The organism is Brevibacillus sp. MS2.2, assembly GCF_013284345.1.
GTDB lineage: Bacteria > Bacillota > Bacilli > Brevibacillales > Brevibacillaceae > Brevibacillus > Brevibacillus brevis_C.
On record NZ_JABSUZ010000011.1, the window covers coordinates 33,505 to 55,363 of the forward strand.

19 protein-coding genes and 1 pseudogene are annotated in these 21,859 nt (G+C 49.7%); 18 read left to right on the forward strand and 2 right to left on the reverse strand.

Annotated elements, in window-relative coordinates:
* Positions 1–7 precede the first annotated feature (7 nt).
* The 8 genes from kdpC to HP568_RS12440 all read left to right on the forward strand — a co-directional run bounded on the left by kdpC (position 8) and on the right by HP568_RS12440 (position 9,677).
* A complete protein-coding gene (kdpC, locus tag HP568_RS12405; protein ID WP_173629228.1) occupies positions 8–568 on the forward strand; it encodes a potassium-transporting ATPase subunit KdpC in 561 nt (186 codons plus the stop codon).
* Between the two features lie 18 nt (positions 569–586).
* Entirely contained in the window at positions 587–2,917 is a 2,331-nt protein-coding gene (locus HP568_RS12410) for a universal stress protein (protein WP_173629229.1), read from the forward strand.
* A 12-nt stretch (positions 2,918–2,929) separates the two neighbouring features.
* Entirely contained in the window at positions 2,930–3,655 is a 726-nt protein-coding gene (locus HP568_RS12415) for a hypothetical protein (protein ID WP_173629230.1), read from the forward strand.
* 49 nt (positions 3,656–3,704) lie between these two features.
* Positions 3,705–4,559, forward strand: coding sequence for an arginase family protein (locus HP568_RS12420; protein ID WP_173629290.1), 855 nt, complete (start codon positions 3,705–3,707; stop codon positions 4,557–4,559).
* Positions 4,560–5,071: 512 nt separating this feature from the next.
* Positions 5,072–5,638 carry an RNA polymerase sigma factor gene (locus HP568_RS12425; RefSeq protein ID WP_173629231.1) on the forward strand — a complete coding sequence of 189 codons (567 nt, stop codon included), beginning with the start codon at positions 5,072–5,074 and terminating at the stop codon, positions 5,636–5,638.
* Entirely contained in the window at positions 5,631–7,283 is a 1,653-nt protein-coding gene (locus HP568_RS12430) for a DUF4179 domain-containing protein (protein ID WP_254551179.1), read from the forward strand. The genes HP568_RS12425 and HP568_RS12430 overlap by 8 nt, the downstream gene beginning before the upstream one ends.
* A 185-nt stretch (positions 7,284–7,468) precedes the next feature.
* The gene (locus HP568_RS12435) at positions 7,469–8,035 is read left to right on the forward strand and encodes an RNA polymerase sigma factor (protein WP_173629233.1); all 567 of its coding nucleotides are present in this window, start codon (positions 7,469–7,471) and stop codon (positions 8,033–8,035) included.
* Positions 8,028–9,677 (forward strand): DUF4179 domain-containing protein, encoded by a 1,650-nt coding sequence (locus HP568_RS12440; protein WP_254551181.1) that lies wholly within the window; start codon positions 8,028–8,030, stop codon positions 9,675–9,677. The genes HP568_RS12435 and HP568_RS12440 overlap by 8 nt, the downstream gene beginning before the upstream one ends.
* Positions 9,678–9,765: 88 nt before the next feature.
* Here the strand turns inward: HP568_RS12440 and HP568_RS12445 are convergent.
* Positions 9,766–9,862 (reverse strand): annotated as a pseudogene (locus HP568_RS12445) (HXXEE domain-containing protein); the annotation flags it as partial.
* A gap of 80 nt (positions 9,863–9,942) precedes the next feature.
* Between HP568_RS12445 and ytaF the strand changes: the two are divergent.
* From ytaF to HP568_RS12490, 9 genes are all read left to right on the forward strand, one after another.
* Entirely contained in the window at positions 9,943–10,632 is a 690-nt protein-coding gene (ytaF, locus tag HP568_RS12450; RefSeq protein ID WP_173629235.1) for a sporulation membrane protein YtaF, read from the forward strand.
* 108 nt (positions 10,633–10,740) lie between these two features.
* The gene (locus HP568_RS12455) at positions 10,741–13,545 is read left to right on the forward strand and encodes a calcium-translocating P-type ATPase, SERCA-type (protein WP_173629236.1); all 2,805 of its coding nucleotides are present in this window, start codon (positions 10,741–10,743) and stop codon (positions 13,543–13,545) included.
* A gap of 30 nt (positions 13,546–13,575) precedes the next feature.
* Positions 13,576–14,277, forward strand: a complete 702-nt coding sequence (gene yunB, locus HP568_RS12460) for a sporulation protein YunB (protein WP_173629237.1) — start codon at positions 13,576–13,578, stop codon at positions 14,275–14,277.
* A gap of 126 nt (positions 14,278–14,403) precedes the next feature.
* Entirely contained in the window at positions 14,404–15,378 is a 975-nt protein-coding gene (locus tag HP568_RS12465) for a copper amine oxidase N-terminal domain-containing protein (RefSeq protein WP_048036135.1), read from the forward strand.
* A 167-nt stretch (positions 15,379–15,545) separates the two neighbouring features.
* Positions 15,546–16,616, forward strand: coding sequence for a PAS domain-containing sensor histidine kinase (locus tag HP568_RS12470; protein ID WP_048036136.1), 1,071 nt, complete (start codon positions 15,546–15,548; stop codon positions 16,614–16,616).
* On the forward strand, positions 16,591–17,247 hold the full coding sequence (locus HP568_RS12475; protein WP_007726116.1) for a response regulator transcription factor: 657 nt from the start codon (positions 16,591–16,593) through the stop codon (positions 17,245–17,247). Before HP568_RS12470 ends, HP568_RS12475 begins: the two co-directional genes overlap by 26 nt.
* A 437-nt stretch (positions 17,248–17,684) precedes the next feature.
* Positions 17,685–17,852, forward strand: coding sequence for a hypothetical protein (locus HP568_RS12480; protein ID WP_017247199.1), 168 nt, complete (start codon positions 17,685–17,687; stop codon positions 17,850–17,852).
* A 23-nt stretch (positions 17,853–17,875) separates the two neighbouring features.
* Positions 17,876–18,343, forward strand: coding sequence for a cytochrome c oxidase subunit II (locus HP568_RS12485; RefSeq protein ID WP_007726119.1), 468 nt, complete (start codon positions 17,876–17,878; stop codon positions 18,341–18,343).
* A gap of 15 nt (positions 18,344–18,358) precedes the next feature.
* Complete coding sequence (locus HP568_RS12490) at positions 18,359–20,032, forward strand: b(o/a)3-type cytochrome-c oxidase subunit 1 (RefSeq protein ID WP_048036137.1); 1,674 nt, start codon at positions 18,359–18,361, stop codon at positions 20,030–20,032.
* A gap of 223 nt (positions 20,033–20,255) precedes the next feature.
* Here HP568_RS12490 and HP568_RS12495 read toward each other — a convergent pair whose 3' ends face one another.
* The gene (locus HP568_RS12495; protein ID WP_173629238.1) at positions 20,256–21,011 is read right to left on the reverse strand and encodes an SDR family NAD(P)-dependent oxidoreductase; all 756 of its coding nucleotides are present in this window, start codon (positions 21,009–21,011) and stop codon (positions 20,256–20,258) included.
* A gap of 127 nt (positions 21,012–21,138) precedes the next feature.
* Here HP568_RS12495 and HP568_RS12500 point away from each other — a divergent pair, with 127 nt between their 5' ends.
* Positions 21,139–21,771 carry a nitroreductase family protein gene (locus HP568_RS12500; RefSeq protein WP_048036139.1) on the forward strand — a complete coding sequence of 211 codons (633 nt, stop codon included), beginning with the start codon at positions 21,139–21,141 and terminating at the stop codon, positions 21,769–21,771.
* Positions 21,772–21,859: the final 88 nt, after the last annotated feature.

Consider the following 21,859-nt stretch of genomic DNA (forward strand, 5'->3'; position numbering starts at 1 on the left):
AACCGATATGATATGGAAAAATTTGCGTCTCAGCCTCGTTTTGCTGCTGATTTGCGGCATTGCCTACCCGCTGGCGATGACAGGGGTTGCACAGGTTGTCATGCCTGCACAAGCAAGCGGCAGTCTGATCACGGATGCAAGCGGCAAGGTGGTTGGCTCCGAGCTGATTGGGCAGACTTTCACCGATCCGAAGTACTTCTGGGGACGCATTTCTTCTATTGATAACAATGCGGCAGGCTCTGGCTCGAACAACTACGCGCCATCCAACCCGGCCCTGATCGAACGTACGCAAAAGGATATTGCCGCATTTCTGGCAGCGAATCCTGGCGTGAAGCAGGAAGACATCCCGGCTGATTTGCTGACGAACTCCGCTTCTGGTTTGGACCCGCACATCTCACCAAAGGCTGCCCAGATACAAGTCGAGCGTGTAGCCAAGGCGCGCAATCTCGAACCGGTACAGCTACAGGCTTTGATTGAAGCGAATACAGAGGGAAGAAGCTTGGGGGTATTCGGAGAACCGCGTGTCAATGTATTGAAGCTGAATTCGGCTCTGGACGAATTAAAGTAATGGAGGGAGGGCTGCGAGATGGTAGAGCAATATCGGCGAAAGTCCCCGGAGGAAATCTTGCAGTCCATCTCCAGAATGCACCGGGGAAGGCTGAAAATCATTCTGGGGGCAGTCAGTGGTTCAGGTAAAACCTATCACCTGCTAATGGAAGGGCAGACGCTAAAGAAAAAAGGGATTGATGTGGTTGTAGCTGGCTCAGGTGAGGCCACTCATCCCAAGCTGGCACAAAAGCGGGAGGGCTTGGAGCAAATCCAGCCAATCATCTGGTATTCCCTCGGGGAAGCAAGACATGATCTGGACGTCGCAGCCATTATCGAGCGAGACCCGGAAGTTGTGCTCGTAGACGGTTTGGCTCATCGCAATCGTCCAGATGCCCCGCGACCAACCAGCTTGGACGATGTTCAGTACTTGTTGAACCACAATATAAGTGTGATTGCGACGGTAAACATTTACGAATTGGCCGGGATGAAAGAGATGGCGGAGCGACTGACGAAGGCAGAAGTACGGATCGACCAGTGTGTCCCTGAGGATACGCTTGCCATGGCCGACGAGGTGAAGCTGCTCGACGTCACGCCAGAAGCCATTCTGAAACGGCTCCAAGAAGACGATCGCAACCAGACTCGAACCAAGCATCCGTTGTTTCGCAGAGACAATCTGCATGTGCTGCGGGAACTCGCTCTTCGGTTCGTAGCTACGGGCGTAAACGAGGATTTGGAGGATTATCGGGAGAAGCACGGCATGGTAGGGGCTTCAGGAGCCACAGAGAAGGTGCTGGTTTCTGCCCAGTATCATTGGAACGGCTCGATATTGGTTCGACGTGGACAACAGGTTGCCAAGCGGCTCGGCGGAGAGCTCTTGGTCGTCTGTTTTCTCCCTTTGTCCAAGAAGCTGACGAAGGAAGAGGCGACTTTTAAAAGATCCATTGGAAAGCTCGTGGACAAAGTCGGAGGTACCTTTGAAGAGCAGATGCTTGCACGTGAAAAGGACGTAGCAAACGAGCTCGTCGCCTATGCGATGGAGAATAATGTGACCCGAATCGTCATGGGGCAATCCAAGCGTACGCGCTGGGAAGAGATATGGTATGGCTCCATCGTCCATAAGATTCTTCGGCAAACGAAAAATATTGATATCTTGATCGTGGCAGATCGTTCCGAGCGGGACGGTGAGCGTGTCATGCCGACCAAGCGAGAACGGGCGATAACGGCCAATCCGTACCGACGACTCTCCGATGAGGAGATGCAGCAGGAAATCGGTAAAATCAAGCGCGGGACGCTAAAAGTATATGTAGGAGCAGCACCTGGCGTCGGCAAGACGTACACGATGCTCCGTGAAGGCAACGAGCTCGTCGAAAATGGCATCGATGTGGTGATTGGGCTTTTGGAAACGCATGGACGAAAGGAAACCATTGAGCAGGTAGGGGGACTTCCTCTCATTCCGCGAAAGCGCATTCCCTATAAAAATGTGACGCTGGAAGAAATGGACACGGACGAAATTATCCGGCGAAATCCAGAGGTCGTACTGGTGGATGAGCTGGCACATACGAACGTGCCGGGAAGCGCCTATGAGAAGCGCTACCACGATGTCGAGAAGATTTTGGCTGCGGGTATTTCCGTCATATCCACGATGAATATACAGCACCTCGAGAGCTTAAACGACAGCGTCGAGCAAATCACGGGAATCCGCGTGAGAGAGACGGTGCCGGACCATATTCTGCATCAGGCAGATGAGGTAGAGCTGATTGATATTTCACCCAAAGCACTGCGTCAGCGGATGCGGGAGGGCAATATTTACGCGATGGAAAAGGTGGAGCAGTCGCTGACCAACTTTTTCAAAACAGGGAATTTGATCGCGTTACGGGAACTGGCCTTGCGTGAAGTGGCGGACGACGTCGACGAACGCTTGGAGGCGTGGGAGCGACGAACGCTTCGTGGGCCTTGGCGGCAGCAGGAAGTCATTTTTGTCTGTGTGAATTTGCGTGCAGACAGTGAACGATTGATTCGACGAGGGTTCCGAATTGCCTATCGGCTGAAGGCGTCCTGGCATGTAGCTTACGTGCAGGATCATTCGTTGCTGACAGAAGAGGAAGAGATGCAGCTAGCGAAGCTGAAGGCACTAACAGAGCGGCTCGGAGGTCGTTTCGAACGATACGAAGCCCCTTCCCGACGCAAGGTTTTCACCAAGCTGGTTTGGCATATGAACGAAAAAGGAACGACGCAGGTCGTCATCGGGCAGTCCGCGCGTACCCGCTGGAAGGAAATTCTCGAGGGTTCGGTCATCCAGCGATTACTGCGGGAGGTCCGACACATGGATGTGTTGGTCGTGGCTGATCACGCACCCGATATGATGTGAGGGAGGGTAATGATGGGCACAGAAAAAGAAGGGCAATGGGACCAAAGCGTGGCATACGCCTATAGCCGTTTGGAGTGCCTGATACTAGAGCCAACTACGGAGGCAGATTTGTTTTCCAGGCTGATCCGGGTCTACCTGGAGGAAGAAGAGGTGCGCATACGGCAAAAGCTAAAGCGTAAATCCTCACAGCGAATCTCTCGCGTCATGCATGAGCGGGTGGGTGAGTTTTTGTCCGGGCAGTTGACCGGGCTTTCGTTTCAAGTGATCGACGGTCTCTTGTTTATAAAGAGGGAGGAACAGTTAGTCGGGGCACTCAAATGCATCCCTGATCTAGGCAGCTACGATACGCCGTCCTGGAATGCGACACTTGCCCGTTTTGCCAAGCAGTATCAGAAGCGGTTCAATCTGGCGCCAGAGAAGCTGCTGTTCGTTATCTGCTCGCTCGCAAAAAGCTTGGATGCAGCTCATGCCAAGGCGTTGACCGGAATTGATGTGTGGTGTGGCGCGGCACTAACAACTCCAGCCTATCGGGATGCGTTACAGGTGTATGTCAACAAATACGTGGAAGTCATGGACGCTCTCCCGCAGCCTATGCACCAAGTATATTTTTTAAGTGCGGATGTCCATCCGAATGCGCTTGCTTGCCAACTACTGCGCGGAGAAAAAGCATCCTTGCCAGATCGTTGGTTGCGGCCTTCCGTCAGTGATCTTATCCAATTATTGCAAACGAAGCTGTGATATACTTTTAGGGACATTCATACCATGAATTCCTTGGGAGGGACTGTTTATAAAAGTAAAAGTAGCTGGTATCCCGCATTTCACAGGTGCATATGTCTCTGGTACAGAATTAGCCCCGGACGCGATTCGTACAGCAGGATTGATCGAGCAGTTGCAGCAGCATAGCTTGGAAGTGCAGGATATAGGAAATCTACATCTTCCCGACGATTTGCCTCGCCATAATATTCCACCAGTTCGTAATTGGCCGGCTCCGCGTATGTTTTGGGATTTGCTGCAAAAGGACGCGCAAGAGTGGCTCGATACGGATGACTTTGTCTTGATGCTCGGCGGCGATTGCAGCTTGGTCGTTGCAACGGCACAGGCTCATCAGGCTCGGTATCAGGAAAAAGCGTATCTGCTCGTGCTTGACGGTCATCTCGATGCAGTAGTTCCATCAGCTTCCCGCTGTATTGGAGCAGCAGGGATGGGATTATGGTTTTTGCTTCAGGATCGTGGACAATGGGTCGAACCAAGCGGCTGGGATGCCGAGCGAATCCGCCTTGTCGGCTGCCAGCAGATGCCTGGAGAAACTTTCGGCGTTGACATCATGACCTTGGCCCAGCTCACAGAAGGCAGCATCGTGGACCGAGTTTCTCATACGCTCCAATCGATCCCACCTGATGCCAAAATCCTCGTTCATTTCGACGTAGATATTATGCACAAAGACGCGATGGCAGCCGCCTATTCTCCAAGTGAGATTGGATTGTCGCTGTCCGAAGCGGAGGCATTGCTCGCAACAGTTTTACGAGATTCGCGCGTGACCAGTATGGAAGTGACGGAATTCTCAGGGGCAAGAGATACCACTGGCGAGTATGCGCGGAGGCTAGTAGAATTGCTCGCCCGGGCACTATCTGCACGTGCTTAAAGCCCTCCCATGCGAAAAAGAATAGATTTGATAGCAAGTGAGCTCGGCAGTCCTGATTTCAGTTCAGGCTGTCGAGCTCTTTTTTTGATCTTCCTAAGTTCTAGAAGGTACCGATGAGCAAAGAAAGCTGGTGAGAAGAAAAAGCACAGGGCTCGCAGACCTTGACAACGCCTACCCAGTCGGAACTTTAAAAAGAGGACCACGCTTGTCGAACACTTCTTCCCCGAGAAACGTCCGCCCGTAGGGTGGCTTTGGCTCGACGGTCCTCTTTTTAAAGTGGAGACGGACAGTCAATCCCCCACGCTGGCGTGTCAGAGTCGAAGAGAACTGTGCTTTTTCTTCTCCTCCCCTATGTTGACTCAAACCCCAACTCTTTTGACAGGAAAATATTATTTTTAAAAATAAGGAGAAAGGATTTTCCAGCAAATTCGTATTAGTGTTGAATCAACCAAAACGGAAGCTGCGCAGCATTCCCCAAAGGCTGATCGGTTATAGATGGAGGAGTAGTAGAAATGCCGGACGATCGGGAATTGATCGAGCAAATCCTTGCTGGCAATCATCAGTTGTACAGTCAGATTATCGACAGGTACAAGGGCAAGATCGTTACTTACTTGTACAAAATGATCGGTAACATGCCGGACGCACAGGATTTGGCTCAAGACGTGTTTACCAAAACCTTTTACCTATTGAAAGACTATCGGCCTGAGCACAAGTTTTCTTCATGGCTGTATCGAATCGCGAGCAATCATTGTCTCGATGAAATACGAAGACGCAAAAGAACGGAGCGGACGGCAATCGTGGAGGATCAGATCGTTGATCCAGAGACGCCAGAAACCGCCCTGTTAAAAAAGGAACGGGACGCCCAACTGGAACGAAGTATCATGCTGCTGGATCAGGAGTATCGTGAGGTGTTCGTCCTGCACTACTTGCAGCGTCTGTCGTATCGAGAAATCAGCGAGCGATTGTCTCTTACGGAGAGTGCGGTTCAAATGCGCTTGTTCCGTGCTCGTAAAGAGATGAAAAAAAGCCTGACGAAAACGATGGGAGGGGGAGATGTTTATGACATGCTTCATGTTTAATCAATGGAAGCTCTATGAAAATGGCGAGCTCTCCCCTTCCGAAAGCAAAGGATTAGAGCAGCACGCAGAACAATGCCCACAATGCCAAAGAAAGCTGCAAGAGTGGGTAGATCACATGCTGGAAGAGGAATTTTCCGCCTATCCGGAAGTTCCTGTACCCGATACGTTTACGGACGAGGTCATGAGTAAACTGTTCGAAGCGGTTCCCGCACGTACGGCACGGAAGCACTCCTCCCGAACCAGAAGACAAAGGGGATGGGATATTGTGAAAAAGACAGGATTGGTAGTAGCAGGACTTACGGCGTTGGTAGTGACAGGAACGGTTGTATCACCGACGTTTGCTAATTATGTGAATAGCTTGTTCCAAATTGAAAAGGATGCGGGTATGAAAAACGCCGTCCATAAAGGCTTTGCCCAAAAGCTGAATCAAAAGATAACGGACCAAGGTATTACCTTTGAAGCAAAAGAGTTGATGGTTGACTCGATGCGGATCGCGGTCATCTATGATATGTACGACCAGAATGGCAAGCAAATTGATCTAGATGAACACTTCTTGGATTCTCAATTGATTGATCCGACTGGGAAAGATTTGATCAGTGAAAATGATGGAATCATTATGGCTAAACATGGGAATTATTTTATCGCCAAGTTGGCCTTAAACGATATTTTCGAGTCCTCTGATACTACTCCTGATCAGCTGGTTCTTAAAATAGAGCAGACAGAAATTGCAGGGAAAGAAGGAAAGTGGGAACTGGAATTCCCGATTGATATGAAGAAAGTAAAGGAAGCGACCAAAATAGCGAACTTCCATGATGCTAAGTATGAATCACCACAGGGACTCGTAATGGAGTTGAAAAAAATCGAGTTTTCTCCGAGCGCAACCCGAGCACTGATGGAGACCACGTACACGACAGCAGCCGAAGAGGCGAGGAATCAACAAGTAGAGACCTATAAGAAGAACCAGGAGCAAGGCAAGACAATTGGAATCAAGCCGGAGTTTTTGGCGGATTCTCTAAGTGGGAACGATATTGCGTATGAAATCACCAATGAGCAGGGAGAAGTGGTTGCAGCTTGGGATATGGATTTGGATAAAGGCATTAGAAATCGGAAGAATGTTCTCCATGTATCCGGAACAGTAGCCGAACCGGAAGGGGACAAAATGAAGTGGTGGCAAACTTTCGCTCCGATTCAGGGGGAACAAAAGTTAACGTTTCAGCTTAAAAAGATATATGAAAGGAAGCTGGCCTACCCCCAAATGGAGCTTGTTCCAGCCGAACTGGTTAAGCAGAAAGAGACCGTAAAGGATGAAGTCGGTAATACCTTTTCGTTTTCTTCCTTCGCGCTAGAGCCGGCTAATGGCGAGAAAAAACCAAAAGCTCAGGCGGTGATCACCGTAGAGGGTACGTTAGGTAAAAACGTGGTCAGAACCGGTTTTTGGTTTGCCAAAGATGAGAATGGGAAGGTTTATCATTCCTATCTGAGGGAGACAGAGAGCATCAGGGACAAGGACGGACACGTAAACTTCAAAGGCAAATTGGAGATTCCAGGCATGGAGCAGGAGCCGAAAAAGCTCACCGTATCCTATGCTGATTATACGGTCGAGCATCGCAATGTGAAGTGGGAAGTACCGATTGAAATCAAATAGTTTGAAGGTAAAGGAAGAGGTAGACACAGGCCTCTTCTTTTTTGTTCCGGGGATGAAAAAATGATTTTTTTATAAAAAGAGAAAGGATTTTCCAATCTCTCCGTATTAGCTTATGATTCAACCAAAACGGAAGCTGCGCAGCATTCCCCGCTGGCTTGATCTGTAATAGATGGAGGAGTAGCAAAATGCCGGACGATCAGGAACTAATCGAGCAAATCCTGGCTGGCGATCATGAGCAGTACAGACAAATTGTCGACAGATACAAGGGCAAGATCGTTGGCTATTTGTACAGGATGATCGGCAACATGCCAGACGCACAGGATTTGGCTCAAGACGTGTTTATCAAAACCTTTTATCGTTTGCACGACTATCGGCCTGAGTACAGGTTTTCCTCATGGCTGTATCGAATTGCGCGCAATCATTGCTTGGATGAAATGAGAAAACGCAAACGGACAGAGCTGGTAGAAATCGATGAGGAGCAGTTGATTGACCCAGACACACCTGAGACAACTTTGTTGAAAAAGGAACGGGACGCCGAGCTGGAACGGAGCATCATGCTGCTGGATGAAGAGTATCGCGAGGTATTCGTCCTGTTTTACCTACAGCGACTGTCGTATCGGGAAATCAGTGAGATACTGTCCCACTCGGAGAGCTCCGTTCAGATGCGTTTATTCCGCGCCCGCAAAAAGATGAAGGACAGCCTGACGAAAACGATGGGAGGGGGAGCTATTTATGAAATGCTTCATGTTTAATCAATGGAAGCTATACGTAAACGATGAGCTGGCCCCTGCCGAGAGCAAAGGATTGGAGCAACATGTGGAAAATTGTCCACAATGCCAGAAGCACCTGCAAGAGTGGGTAGAAGGCATGCAGGAAGAGGGTTTTTCCGACATTCCGGAGGCTCCTGTACCCGATGCATTTACAGACGAGGTCATGGATAAGCTGTCTGATGCAGTTCCTCCACGTTCTAAGCGAATGCACTCCTCCCAAACCAGAAGACAAAGGGGCTGGGATATTGTGAAGAAGACAGGACTGGTAGTAGCAGGATTTACGGCGTTGGTGGTAACAGGAACCGTTGTATCACCGACGTTTGCGAATTATGTGAATAGCTTGTTCCAGATTGAAAAAGACGCAGACAATGGCATGAAAAACGCCGTCCATAAAGGTCTTGTTCAAAAGCTGGAGCAAAAGGCAACCGATCAAGGAATTACTGTCGAGTTAAAAGAGCTGTTGGCTGACTCGATGAGGATCGCAGTCATCTATGATGTATACGACCAGAGCGGCAAGAAGATAGAAAACCATATTTTGGATGCGAAACTGATGGACCAGAACGGGAAGAATTGGTTCGAGGATGATGAAGGAGATAATTCGGGAAGTCATGGAGAGTTTTTCATCACAGAACGATTTTTGAACGAAATCTTTGAATCACATGAGGCTATTCCCGACCAACTGACCTTACATTTAGAACAGACAGAAATCGCAGGTAAGACAGGAAAATGGTCATTGGAAATTCCGATTGATATGAAAAAAGCCAAGGAAGCGACGAAAGCGGTTGCCTTCCAGGATACAGCTTTTCAATCGCCACAAGGGCTCGGGATTGAGCTGAAAAATATCGAATTTTCCCCGAGTGCGACACGGGTCAAGCTGGATACCACTTTCCCAAAATCAGCTTATTTGGAGGTTGAACGAACGTCGATCCTGTACGATCGGAAAAATCCGCGAGGCGCCATTATCACAGAAAAAGAGCGCGAACCTGCTTTTTCGGGAGAGAATATGATGTACGAAATCACCAATGAAAAAGGGGAAGTGGTGGCAGCTTGGGATATGAAATCATTGGATGATGGGCTTGATAACAAGATGAATGTTCTATGGACGCCAAGAACAGAAGAAGAACCCGAAGAAAAAGCAGAGGGCGATGTCTTGAATTGGTGGCATACGTTTGGTCCGATACAGGGAGAACAAAAATTAAAGCTTGAGCTCAAGAAAATTTATGAGAAAAAACTGGCTTCACCTAAATTCGATCTGGTTCCAGCAGAGCTAAACAAGAAAGCGGCGACTTTCAAGGATGAGACAGGCAGTACCTTTACATTCTCTTCTTTTGCATGGGAGCCTGGTAAAGGCGAAGATCTAGGTGAAGCTGTGATTACAGTGGACGGTACATTAGGAAAAGACGTACTCGAGAACCACTATTGGTCTGTAAAGGATGAAAACGGGAAGACTTACTATGCGTCAGTGAATACAGAAAGCACCAGAGACAAGGACGGACGTGTACAGATCAAAGGCACGATCACCATCCCACGCTTGAAGCAAGAACCGAAAAAGCTCACGGTATCCTATGCTTCCTATATGGTGGAGCACGACGTGAATTGGGAAGTGCCTTTTGAAATCAAATAGTTCAAAGAAGGAAGAGGCCGACAGTGGCCTCTTCTTTTTCATCACAGGATATTGCCCTTCACAATAAGAATGTAAACCGCAACGACAGGAAGAAGCCCAAGAGAATCGGTGCCAAGCCGAGCCAGACGACCGTTGGGAACAGGGTTGATGATCATGGCAGACTGTGGATTCAGCGGGTATCCCTCCGAGATGGCCATGATTTGTTGGCACACCAGCGGAGCTTTTCGCGTATACCTAATAGGCAATGGGAAAGAGGTGACCACATATGAGCGGATGGCTCGCACTCCTGCTCGTTTCCCTGGCCATCAGCATGGACAGTGTCAGTGTAGGATTGACGTATGGTTTACGGAACATGAGAATGCCCTTTTTGTCGCTCGTCGTTGTTTCCGGTTGTTCGTTTGCTGTTGTATATGGTGTCATGCTCGTAGGCTCATCCCTCACCGAATGGTTAACCCCCGAGATCGGCAAGTATATTGGTGCCGCGGTCTTGATTCTCATGGGGTTGTTTACTCTGTGGCGGCTCATTGCGACACGGTCGGGGACAGAGGCTCAGGAGTCTACCGCTGCGAGTAACGCTATTGTAGCCGCAGAAAAACAGGAAGAGCAGGAGCCCATCGTATTATTGTCGCAGTTCCGCATTTTTGGCGTCATGATTCAGATTTTAAAAGATCCGTCCAAAGCCGACGCTGACCGTTCTGGGCATATTATGGGCTGGGAGGCCGTCATGCTGGGGCTTGCTCTGTCATTGGATGCTTTCGGCGCAGGCATCAGCCTTACGTTTTTGGGATACTCGCCACTGCTTGTCGCTCTCTGTATCGCGGTGATGAGTGCCTTGCTTCTTGCGGTAGGAATTGCCCTCGGCAGGCGCGCAGGAAAATCTAGCTGGTTGACGCGACTCACCTGGCTGCCGCCGATTTTGTTGATTTGCATTGGTGTAGCCAAAAGCTTGAAATAACCGACAAACGAATCACAGACCCGTCCAGATAAATGGACGGGTTGTTTTATTTTCTAGCTCGTCTGCATACACATAAAAATGAGTGAGAAGTGGATGGAGGAGATGTAGGTGGATACACAGCCAATTCGAAAATGGTACACGCTGGCGGCGGCCGACGTGACCGAAGCCCTTCATAGTGATGCTGCGCAAGGGCTGACTCAGCAGGAGGCGGAGCGGCGACTGGCTAAACAAGGTGCCAACCAGTTGGCTGAACAAAAGCGAAAGCCTCTCTACTCGGTCTTTGTTGATCAGTTCAAGGACTTTATGGTGCTCATCCTGTTCATCGCAACACTGATCTCGTACTTCCTCGGAGAGTACTTGGATGCGATTGCGATTATTGCGATCATCCTCATTAACGGCATCCTCGGTTTTATTCAGGAGGCCAAGGCTGAGCGATCCTTGCAAGCGCTAAAGGAGTTGGCATCCCCGATGGCGCGCGTCATCCGGGCCGGGAACATTTCCATGATACCGGCTTCGCGGCTGGTACCTGGTGATCTGGTGCAATTGGAGGCAGGGGACCGTGTTCCCGCAGATTTGCGGTTGCTTTCGGCCAATCGGCTAGAGGTAGAGGAGTCAGCGTTGACAGGGGAGTCTGTCCCCGTCGGAAAAAACGTGAAAAGACTGGAGACAGCCCAGGCATCTACTGTACCGCTTGGCGACCAAAAAAATCTCGCGTTCATGGGCACGATGGTCACCGGAGGAACAGGGAGTGGAATCGTCGTAGCGACAGGGATGAGCACGGAAATCGGGAAAATTGCGCACTTAATGAATACAGCGGAAGAAGCAGAAACCCCTTTGCAACTGCGCTTGGAGCAAATGGGCAAAATTCTCGTAGTCGTCGCACTGTTGTTGACGATTGTGGTCATCGCTGCTGGTGTCTGGCACGGTCATGAGCTGTTTACGATGTTCCTCGCCGGGGTGAGTCTCGCAGTAGCGGCGATTCCGGAAGGCTTGCCAGCGATTGTGACTGTCGCGCTAGCGCTTGGCGTCCAGCGGATGATCCGCCGCAATGCGATCGTACGCAAGCTCCCATCGGTCGAGACATTGGGCTGCGCCTCTGTCATTTGTTCCGATAAAACAGGGACCCTGACTCAAAATAAAATGACCGTTACCCAAGTGTGGCACAGCGATTCCACGTATGAGGTGAGCGGCAGCGGCTACGCACCAGAGGGGGCCTTTCACTATCTAGGGAAAATGGTATCTCCTGCCCGTGACGGAGCGCTCTCACAAATGATCCGAATCGCAGATCGATGCAATAACGCCCGTTTGACATGCGAGGAGCAGAGCACGCGCAATCTGCTCGGGATGGGCAAGTCGTCACGCTTTTGGCAAGTGGTAGGCGACCCGACAGAAGGTGCTCTCAAGGTGCTTGCCGCGAAGGCATTGGGCGGCAATGCAGAGCGTAGCAACCAGAAGAATCAGGGACAGCGTGTGGAGGAGCTTCCCTTTGATTCTGACCGCAAAATGATGTCGGTCGTCGAAAAGGGGACGGACGGCGTGTATTCCCTGCTGACGAAAGGCGCGGCGGAGGCATTGCTGGCGAGATCGACACACATTTTGTGGAAGGGAGAGCTCATTCCACTCTCCGCGACGCTTCGCCACCAAGTACTGGAGCAAACGGAACGGATGGCAGGGAAAGCGCTGCGCGTACTGGGATTCGCGTATAAGACACTGCAAGGCTATCGCCCGGGACAACTAATCGGCTCCATGGAAAACAATCTCGTCTTTGTCGGATTGGCTGGGATGATCGATCCACCGCGTGAAGAGGTGCGTCCAGCAATCAATCTGTGCCATCAAGCAGGAATTAAGACGGTCATGATTACAGGCGACCACAAGGTGACAGCAGAAGCAATCGCCCGGCAGATTGGTTTGATGCGTGGCTACGGAGAAGTGTTGGAGGGGCGGGAGCTGGATGGCATGTCAGATGAGCAGCTCGCCGAGTATGCGGAGCGCGTCACAGTCTATGCCCGTGTGTCTCCTGAGCACAAGCTGCGGATCGTCCGTGCCCTGCAAAGCAAAGGACATGTTGTTGCCATGACCGGAGACGGTGTCAATGATGCTCCTGCGATCAAAACTTCAGACATTGGGATCGCGATGGGGATTACCGGTACAGATGTGACGAAGGAAGCGGCCGATCTCGTGCTGCGCGACGATAACTTCGCCACGATTGTCGCCGCCGTGGAGGAAGGGCGTAACATCTATGACAACATTCGAAAATTCATCCGTTATTTGCTGGCATCCAACGTAGGGGAGATTCTCGTCATGTTTTTTGCGATGCTCCTCGGGCTTCCTTTGCCTTTGGTGCCGATCCAGATTCTGTGGGTCAATCTCGTGACGGATGGCTTACCGGCCATGGCGCTGGGTGTCGATCAGGCGGAGAAAGATACGATGTATCAGAAGCCGCGCAACAAGGCAGAGAACATATTCAGCCGGGGGTTGGGCTGGAAAATTATTAGCCGTGGCTTCCTCATCGGGACCATGACATTGCTCGCGTTTTGGCTGACGCTCAAAGAGAATCCGAATGACTTGGTACATGCCCAGACTGTTGCTTTTGTCACGTTGGTTATGGCGCAGCTGATACACGTTTTCGATTGCCGGAGTCAATATAGTGTTTTTCACCGCAATGTATTTGAAAATAAATACCTCGTCTGGGCCGTGCTTTCGTCGATTGTGCTCGTGATCGGTGTCGTATACATGGAGACACTCCAGCCGATCTTCAAAACAACGGATCTGAATCTGCGCGATTGGGCATTAATTTTGGTCGCGGCGGGAGTTCCTACGTTTGTCGCGGGAATTGGTGGGGTGCTTACCAGCGGCAGACAGCGCACAAGCAATGAGAAACGCGCAGCTATGCGTACGGTTCGTCCTGACTAATCGAGCCGCCAAAGGGGAGAGGGAGCCATCGTGCGCTTGAGAAGGGGAGGATGGAAAAGGCGTAGAAGGAGAATTTTCGCTGGGCTCCTACTGATTATTGTGGTATTGATCACTTTGTTTATCATTGTGGAACGCAGGGTAGAGCCGACGTTGATGCTGATTGCCCAGGCCAAGGCAGAGCAGGTCGCCAAGCTCGCCATTACCGATGCAGTCACCAAACGTATGTCCCAACAGGGCCTCGATGTCAACGAAGTCGTCATCATGGAGAAAGACGAGAATGGCAGCATCAAAGCGGTGAATTTTAATTTCAAAGAGTACTCCCGGATTGTGGGGGAAACGACAGCCCGTATTCAAAATCGTTTGAAGGAATTCGAGCAGGAGCACGTCCAGACAACGATACCGCTAGGCTTGGCTACCAAAAACGTCTTTCTGGAGCACTTTGGGCCTGAAATTCCGGTGTCGTTCGTTCCGATTGGAGCCGTCAAAACGAAGCTGGAAACAGGCCTAAAGCAAGCTGGAATCAATATGGTGCTGGTGACTGTCTACATTCACGTCGAAGTCGATTTGCGGGTCATTATCCCGTTTGCTACCAAGCAACAGACGGTCACCACACAAATCCCGGTCTCCGAAGCCCTGATCGTCGGAAAGGTACCGACTTATTTGTACGACAACCCGTCAGGCAAGCCCGATGTGCCGATGCCACGAAACGACCAAATCCCAAGCCAGCCGTGATGTTTTTCGCTTATACGCGAACGATTTACACATCTATGAAAATTTATTTGAAACGTTTCTGAAAGGGTGCCGTCCAATGAATAGAGACACACAAAAACAAGCAAGAACATTGGAGGCGTAAACAACATGAAAACAATCCGTACAGGTATGATGACAATCGCGGCACTGGCCGTTTTGGGAACTAGCGTGGTATCTGCAACCTCCGAACCAGTAAAAGAACTTTCTGTTAATATTAACGGTCAAGCAATCGCACAAGATGCGATCTTCGATAAAGGTCAACAAACCGTTCTGGTTCCACTTCGTCCTGTTGCTGAAGCCCTCGGTTTCAAAGTAAGCTGGAACGACAAGGAAAAAGCAGCAGAAGTGCAACGAGGCGCGATCACCAGCTACGCAAAAGAAGGAGAGGATCGTTATCCTTTCGCAAAAATGTACAAAACGCTGGGAGCAGAGCCTCGCGTACTGAATGGCAGCACCTATGTGCCAGTCGCATTCGTTGACGAAATCCTGCAAGCAGAAGTAAATGTAACTGATGATACAGTGACAGTAGTTGAGGACGAAATCGCTCCTATGCGTACAGGTACCATTACAAGCATCAACAAATCCGATAAAGGCTACTCGGTTACACTGAACATCTATGAGTCTGGCATCATCCTGCACCTGACGGAAGACACGAAAATTACAGATGAAGCTGGTAAAGTGCTGAAGCCAGAAGACTTGAAGCTGGGTATGGCCGTTGATGCTACAACCGAAAAATTCATGGCGATGAGCTTGCCGCCACAAACGAGTGCGCTCAGCATCACGGTAAAAGGCGGACTGGAGACTCAGGACGTCCTGGGAACTGCGGGTAAAGTAGCGAGCATCTCTGCTGACAAAGATGGCAACTACAAAATGCTTGTAGAGGGTCGCGGTATTACCGAAACCTCCCAAGAAAAAATCAACCTGAACATTACGGAGAAAACAGTGATCATCAATGCGCGAGACAACAAAGTACTCTCGCCAACTGAGCTGAAAAAGGATATGCAAGTAGTAGCCTTCTACGGCCCAATGATGACCAAAAGCCTGCCGCCTATCGGCACTGCTGAAAAAATCGTAGTAGAGTAAGAGAAAGAACGGGATGGCATTTGCTGTCCCTTTTTTGCGTTTATGGCTAGATCGGCATATCAAAAGCTCTTTTCAATTCGAATGATGATAAGGGAATTCCCTGATACACTTTCTTTTATGGAAACTTTACAATAACGTTAGAACGATTGTCTCAAAAGGAGGAACGCATGGGTACGTCGAGTGAAGTGCTTTCCCTGATGCAGTCCATCTTTGCCAACGCTAGCGATGCGATCCTGGTAATTGATAATGAGGGACGAATCGTAAAGGCCAATGCTGCGTTGGAGCAGATGACGGGCTGGACAGAAGAAGAGCTGATTCGGGATAAACATATTTGCGAGCTGTGTCTCGGAATGGCAACGTGTATGGAAGAAACGAGCTGCACGGATTGCTTTTTTAAGCGCGTGCAAATGCCTTCATTCGAGATGAGGCTCCGAACGAAATCAGGTGTGGATTACCCTGTCGCAGCCAGCTCTGCGAGACTAGAGGATGAATCGCAGGGGAAGCTGGTCATGATTTTGCGTGATATGTCTGCGCAACAGCGAGTGGAAAAAGAGCGCTACCAGTACAAGCTGACGAATTTTGCGATCCAAGCACAAGAAGAAGAACGAAAGCGCATCGCCCGGGAGCTGCATGATGGCGTAGGGCAGGCGCTTTATAGTATTTTAGTGGGACTAAACGTAGTTAGACAACGAGAATTGAGCGAGCCGGTTATGCAGCATGTCACGGAATTGGTGAATATGACTTCCAAGGCGATGGAGGAAGTGAAGCGCATGGCGCTGGAGCTGCGCCCATCCGCACTGGATGATCTCGGTTTACTGCCTGCATTACGTTCGTTGATGAAACGGGTGGAAAAGACGTTTCATATCCAGGTGGAGCTGCATGTTCAGGGGGAGAAACGCAGATACTCTGCTGCGATGGAAACAGCGCTGTACCGGATTGTGCAGGAAGCCATGACCAATACGGCAAAATACGCAAAGGCGAGCCATCTGGGAATCATGTTCGAGAATAGGGAGAAGGAAATTGTCGTCACGATTGTAGATGACGGCGTAGGGTTTGAAGTAGAGAAAACATTGAACATCGGCAAAGGTCTCGGTGTGTTTGGCATGAAGGAGCGTGCCCAGTTGCTTGGTGGTACCGTTGATATTCGCTCCGCACCCGAGGAAGGAACGACGGTGATCGTCCGAATTCCGGTGCCGAAGGAGGGGGTAGAGGATGACCATTCGCGTCTTGATCGCTGATGATCATGCGATAGTACGCTCTGGGCTGGGGATGCTGATCAACGCCCAGGAGGACATGGAAGTCGTCGGCTATGCAGCTGACGGAAAAGAGGCATGTGAAAAAGCATGGGAAGTCCGGCCCAACGTTGTCTTGATGGATTTGAGCATGCCGCCTGGGGAAAACGGCTTGACAGCAACTGCCAGACTGAAGGAAACGGCACCAGACATCCAGGTGCTCGTGCTTACGATGCATGATGACGAGGAATACTTGTTTCGGGTACTGCAAGCCGGTGCTGCCGGCTATATTTTAAAAAGCGCCCCTGACCTTGATTTGATCACGGCGATTCGTTCGGTCAATCAGGGCATGGCCTATTTGTATCCATCTGCGACGAAATCTCTGATCGAGGAATTTCTGCAAATGGTCAAGAACGGTGAGGAGCAGGCCAAGTACGACATCCTGACTGATCGGGAAAAAGAAGTACTGGTCTTGATTGCAAAGGGCTTCAGCAATAAGGAAATTGCCGAGCAGCTCACTGTTTCCGTCAAGACGGTAGAATCGCATAAAGCGCATATTATGGAAAAGCTCCATCTGCGTACGCGGCCTGATTTGGTGCGATATGCGATTAAGAAGGGCTGGCTGGATTTTGAGTAGCGTACAATCTGTTGTATATAGTCAACAGCAAAACCATACGTTATGATAAAACTAAGAATGTAAGGCTAAAATAAATAGACTAGAGTGCTGGAACACTCTGATCTATCGTACAGTAGACGGTACCCTGTAAGGGGGATCGGCTCAGCAGAATTTAAAACGGGGATGACCGCTCAGGCCAGCTAGCTCAAGAGCGGTCATTTTTTTGGTCAGGGTAACAACGATTGCTACAATAAGGTCCAAGGACGATCCCAATACGGGGTCGTCTTTTTTGTGTCGATCCTGTGTCCGAAAACGGTCATAAAACGGTCGAAATCAGGGGTTTCCCGGAACATTTTAGGGGATTTCCCCGAATTACTTCCAAGGGGTTCCAGCGGTAGAATGAAGGCGTGAAAACTACACCGCGCCCATGAGGCACGTTAGGAAAGGAGAAGAGCGCGATGGAGACGCAAGTGGATAAGGCGGAGAAAGGCAAGAAATCAAAATCCAGCAAGCTGCAAACGAACCAGGAAGACTTGAAGGGAACGTTTGTTGCGGTTCTGATCGTCGGAGGTATTATTCTAGTCGGTTGGTTGGGTGTATTCGGGCTTTTCCTGGATAGGGCGTAATAAGGAAGTAAAGGAGGGTACTTATGCATTTGCATCGATATGAAAAAATCTGGTTGATGCTTGGCGCAGGCGGTTTGGCCTTATTTATTGTATTGTTGTGCGTCAATGCGTTTGCCATGGGGATGGCTCCGCCAAGTAATATGGAAATGATTGATCCAGAGAAGGTTACGGAGACGCCTCCTTTTGATAAACCAGGCTTGAAACAGGTAGGAGACAATGAATACGACGCTTACATGACAGCATTTGCGTTCGGCTTCGCTCCGACCAAGATGGAAATACCAGTTGGCGCAACGGTGAACTTCCACGTCACGAGTCCAGACGTTATTCACGGATTCCAGATTCCAGAGACCAACATTAACTTCATGGTTCTGCCTGGACACATCAGCTCGGCGACACACACTTTTGACGAGCCAGGCGAGTATTTGATCCTTTGTAACGAATACTGTGGCGCAGGTCATCAGGTAATGGCGACCACGATTATTGTGAAATAAAGGTAGGTGAATCCTATGGTAATCGCACGGAAGATCGACGATACACTCCCCCATGTTCCGGTTCAGCGTTCTGCGGCAAGACTTAGTTTGGCTTATGTGTGGGTAGCTTATATTGCATTCGGATTGGCAGCTGTGGCAGGGATGGTACAGGGCATGGTTCGCGGGGGAATCATGGAACTGCCGAGCTGGACAAATTACTATCAAATTTTGACCGCCCATGGCGTGTTGATGGCACTTATTTTTACCACGTACTTCATCGTCGGATTTATTTTCTCAGGAGTTGCCCGTACGACAGGTGGTTCCTTGCATGGAGCCGCTCTGAAATTTGGATGGGCCGGCTGGATTCTTATGACGCTAGGGACGTTGATGGCTGTTGTCACCATTCTAATGAATGAAGCCTCTGTTCTCTATACGTTCTATGCACCACTTAAAGCATCTCCGTACTTTTACATTGGTTCTGCCTTGCTCGTAGTAGGTAGCTGGCTAGCGGGATTCGGGGTTTTTGCCAGCTATCGCAAATGGAAACGCGAAAATAAAGGGAAAACGTCTCCGCTTTTCCTCTACATGGGGGTCACTACTTACATCCTGTGGATTACTGCGACGATTCCTGTAGCGGTGGAGGTTTTGTTCCAACTCATCCCGTGGTCACTCGGGCTGGTTCCAACGATTAATGTCATGCTCAGCCGTACGCTGTTCTGGTTTTTCGGTCATCCGCTCGTTTATTTCTGGCTATTGCCTGCTTATATGGCGTGGTACGTATGTTTACCAAGAATCATCGGCGGTCACGTTTTCAGTGATTCGCTCAGTCGACTCGCTTTTATCTGCCTGCTGTTGTTCTCGATTCCTGTCGGGTTCCACCACCAATTGATGGAGCCGGGAATTTCACCAGCATGGAAAATGATCCACGTTACACTGACGCTGATTGTTGTAATCCCATCTTTGATGACAGCATTTTCGATGTTTGCCATCTTTGAAACGACTGGACGTAAAAAAGGCGGAGTTGGACTTTTCGGTTGGTTCAAAAAACTGCCTTGGACAGATGTACGTTTCTTTGCTCCATTTGTAGGGATGCTGTTCTTCATTCCTGGCGGAGCTGGGGGTATTATTAACGCAAGTAACCAGATTAACGCGGTCGTGCACAATACGATTTGGGTTACCGGTCACTTCCACATCACCGTAGGAGCTGCGGTGGCGCTAACTTTCTTCGGCGTCAGTTTTTGGCTGATACCTGCATTGACTGGACGTCAGTTGACTAAAACTGCGAATCGCATGGGAATGGTGCAAACGGTATTCTGGGCAGTAGGAATGTTCCTGATGTCGCTCGCCATGCACGCAATGGGCTTGCAAGGGGCTCCGCGCCGCACAGATTACACGACGTATATGGACCACCCGTTGGCTTTGGGCTGGATGGATTATCAACGTGTAATGGCGTTTGGTGGCGGACTGCTGTTCGTCTCCGCGATTCTCTTGATCGCCATCTTGCTGTATCTGACTTTCTACGCACCAAAGGGAAATACGGAATATCCGATTGCCGAAACAGAAACGACGCAAGAAGTTCCAAAAATTTTGGAACGCTGGCCAGTTTGGATCGGATTGGTCGCCTTCCTGATTATTCTCGCCTACGGTTATCCGATTATGCAACAAATTCAGCACCAGGCACCAGGCTCGCCGCCTTTTGTGACTTGGTAAGACGATACGTACGAAAAAAGCCGCTCATTCCGTTTGGAAGCGAGCGGCTCTCCTTTTTTAAAATAAATCTAGCGCTGCCAATTCGGTAAAGGCAAGAATCAGATACCCGATTGCCAAAAGCCATAGGGCGAGAATTCTGAGGTCTTCCTCTTCAAATGGCATACAACTCCTCCTTTTTCTCTTGTTAGCACAACATATTCAAGAGGGAGGACATTGGTTTAGCTTATGGCTCGTATATCATCTTGCGGGTCATTCCACCATCTACAATTAGCTCAGTACCCGTAATAAAATCGTTGTCCTTTTGTGTCAAAAATAGGCACGCACGGGCAATATCTTCGGGTGTCCCTACGCGACCTGCCGGATGCTGGGCATGATCACCGGGACGAAGAGCGGCATAATCGCGGTGTTCGATCCAGCCGGGAGAGATCGTGTTGACACGAATCCCATCGGGGCCGAGTGAGACACCAAGCGCATGTGTTAATGATAAAATGCCTCCTTTGGAAGCAGCGTATGCCTCCGAGTGTGGCTCGGACATGTGCGCCCGCGTCGAACAAAGATTAACGATTGCGCCACTACCATGGCGACGCATGATTTTGGCTGCTTCTCTCGATGCGAGAAAAACACTACGCAAATTGGTGTTCAAGATATGGTCCCATGCTTCGACGGTCAGTTCATAGGGAGATTCCCATACGGACAAGCCCGCGTTGTTGATCAAAACATCGAGCCGCCCCCAGCGTTCATCGACAGTTCTCATCAAATGTTCGATCTGCGCTGGAACGCTGACGTCGATGTGCTCGAAGTGTGCCGTGCCTTTCACAGCTTCTGTCGCGTTGATTAGCGAGGCCGTTTCTTCTCCCGCTGCACGATTGTATTCGGCGATAACGACATGTGCTCCTTCGGCAGCATACATGGTGGCGACTGCCCGTCCGATGCCTTGGCCACCGCCAGTGACGATGACAATGTTATCCGTGTATTTCATCGAGAGTGCCTCCAAACAATAGGGTATGAAGCGAATTGTAAAAAGTAATTGCAAAATGTTTGTAACGATAATAAAGTAAGTAGTATCTTTTTAACAGCGTACTATACAGTATGGAGGAGATTCAACTATGAATACAGAACTGAAAATTACCGCTGAACAGGTAATGGAAGCCCGTCACAGCGTGCGTAAATATGATCCAAATGAAAAAATTCCACAAGGCGAGCTGAACGAAATCCTGCGTCTCGCAGCAAGTGCGCCATCTTCCTGGAATTTGCAGCATTGGCGCTTCCTCGTCGTGACCGATCCTGCGATCAAAGAAAAACTGCTCCCAATCGCATACAATCAGCAGCAGGTAGTGGATGCTTACGCTACCATCATCATTCTCGGCGATCTGGAGGCTTACAAGTCTGCTCGTCCTGTTTATGATGAAGCATTGGCAAAAGGATATGTTACAGAGCAAGTACGTGAGACCATGATCGCGCAAATCGAAGGGGCTTACAATAACAACCCGGAAATCGCGCGTGATGAAGCAATCCGTAATTCGTCCTATGCAGCGATGCAACTCATGCTGGCGGCAAAAGCAAAAGGCTACGATACGTGCCCGATGGGTGGCTACAACCGTGATGCGCTCATTAAAGAGCTGAACATCCCATCCCGCTATTTGCCAACACTCATGCTGACTTTGGGGAAAGCAAGCGTGCAAGCTTATTCCACTTCCCGTTTTGGCCTGGAAGAATTGGTCATTCAAAACAGCTTCTAATATCGTGTTCCAACAGAAAAAAACTCATCCACGCCTCATATGAATGCGGCAAGGGTGAGTTTTTTTGTCATATCTTCTTCAGGAGAAC

Bases quoted from the DNA above. Each gene is read 5' to 3' on its own strand.
- HP568_RS12430 (WP_254551179.1), top strand. From the start codon at position 5,631: ATGTTTAATCAATGGAAGCTCTATGAAAATGGCGAGCTCTCCCCTTCC.
- HP568_RS12475 (WP_007726116.1), top strand. From the start codon at position 16,591: ATGACCATTCGCGTCTTGATCGCTGATGATCATGCGATAGTACGCTCT.
- ytaF (WP_173629235.1), top strand. From the start codon at position 9,943: ATGAGCGGATGGCTCGCACTCCTGCTCGTTTCCCTGGCCATCAGCATG.
- HP568_RS12480 (WP_017247199.1), top strand. From the start codon at position 17,685: ATGGAGACGCAAGTGGATAAGGCGGAGAAAGGCAAGAAATCAAAATCC.
- HP568_RS12410 (WP_173629229.1), top strand. From the start codon at position 587: ATGGTAGAGCAATATCGGCGAAAGTCCCCGGAGGAAATCTTGCAGTCC.
- HP568_RS12495 (WP_173629238.1), bottom strand. From the start codon at position 21,011: ATGAAATACACGGATAACATTGTCATCGTCACTGGCGGTGGCCAAGGC.
- HP568_RS12465 (WP_048036135.1), top strand. From the start codon at position 14,404: ATGAAAACAATCCGTACAGGTATGATGACAATCGCGGCACTGGCCGTT.
- kdpC (WP_173629228.1), top strand. From the start codon at position 8: ATGATATGGAAAAATTTGCGTCTCAGCCTCGTTTTGCTGCTGATTTGC.
- HP568_RS12425 (WP_173629231.1), top strand. From the start codon at position 5,072: ATGCCGGACGATCGGGAATTGATCGAGCAAATCCTTGCTGGCAATCAT.
- HP568_RS12490 (WP_048036137.1), top strand. From the start codon at position 18,359: ATGGTAATCGCACGGAAGATCGACGATACACTCCCCCATGTTCCGGTT.
- HP568_RS12435 (WP_173629233.1), top strand. From the start codon at position 7,469: ATGCCGGACGATCAGGAACTAATCGAGCAAATCCTGGCTGGCGATCAT.
- HP568_RS12415 (WP_173629230.1), top strand. From the start codon at position 2,930: ATGGGCACAGAAAAAGAAGGGCAATGGGACCAAAGCGTGGCATACGCC.
- HP568_RS12485 (WP_007726119.1), top strand. From the start codon at position 17,876: ATGCATTTGCATCGATATGAAAAAATCTGGTTGATGCTTGGCGCAGGC.
- HP568_RS12470 (WP_048036136.1), top strand. From the start codon at position 15,546: ATGGGTACGTCGAGTGAAGTGCTTTCCCTGATGCAGTCCATCTTTGCC.
- HP568_RS12500 (WP_048036139.1), top strand. From the start codon at position 21,139: ATGAATACAGAACTGAAAATTACCGCTGAACAGGTAATGGAAGCCCGT.
- HP568_RS12440 (WP_254551181.1), top strand. From the start codon at position 8,028: ATGTTTAATCAATGGAAGCTATACGTAAACGATGAGCTGGCCCCTGCC.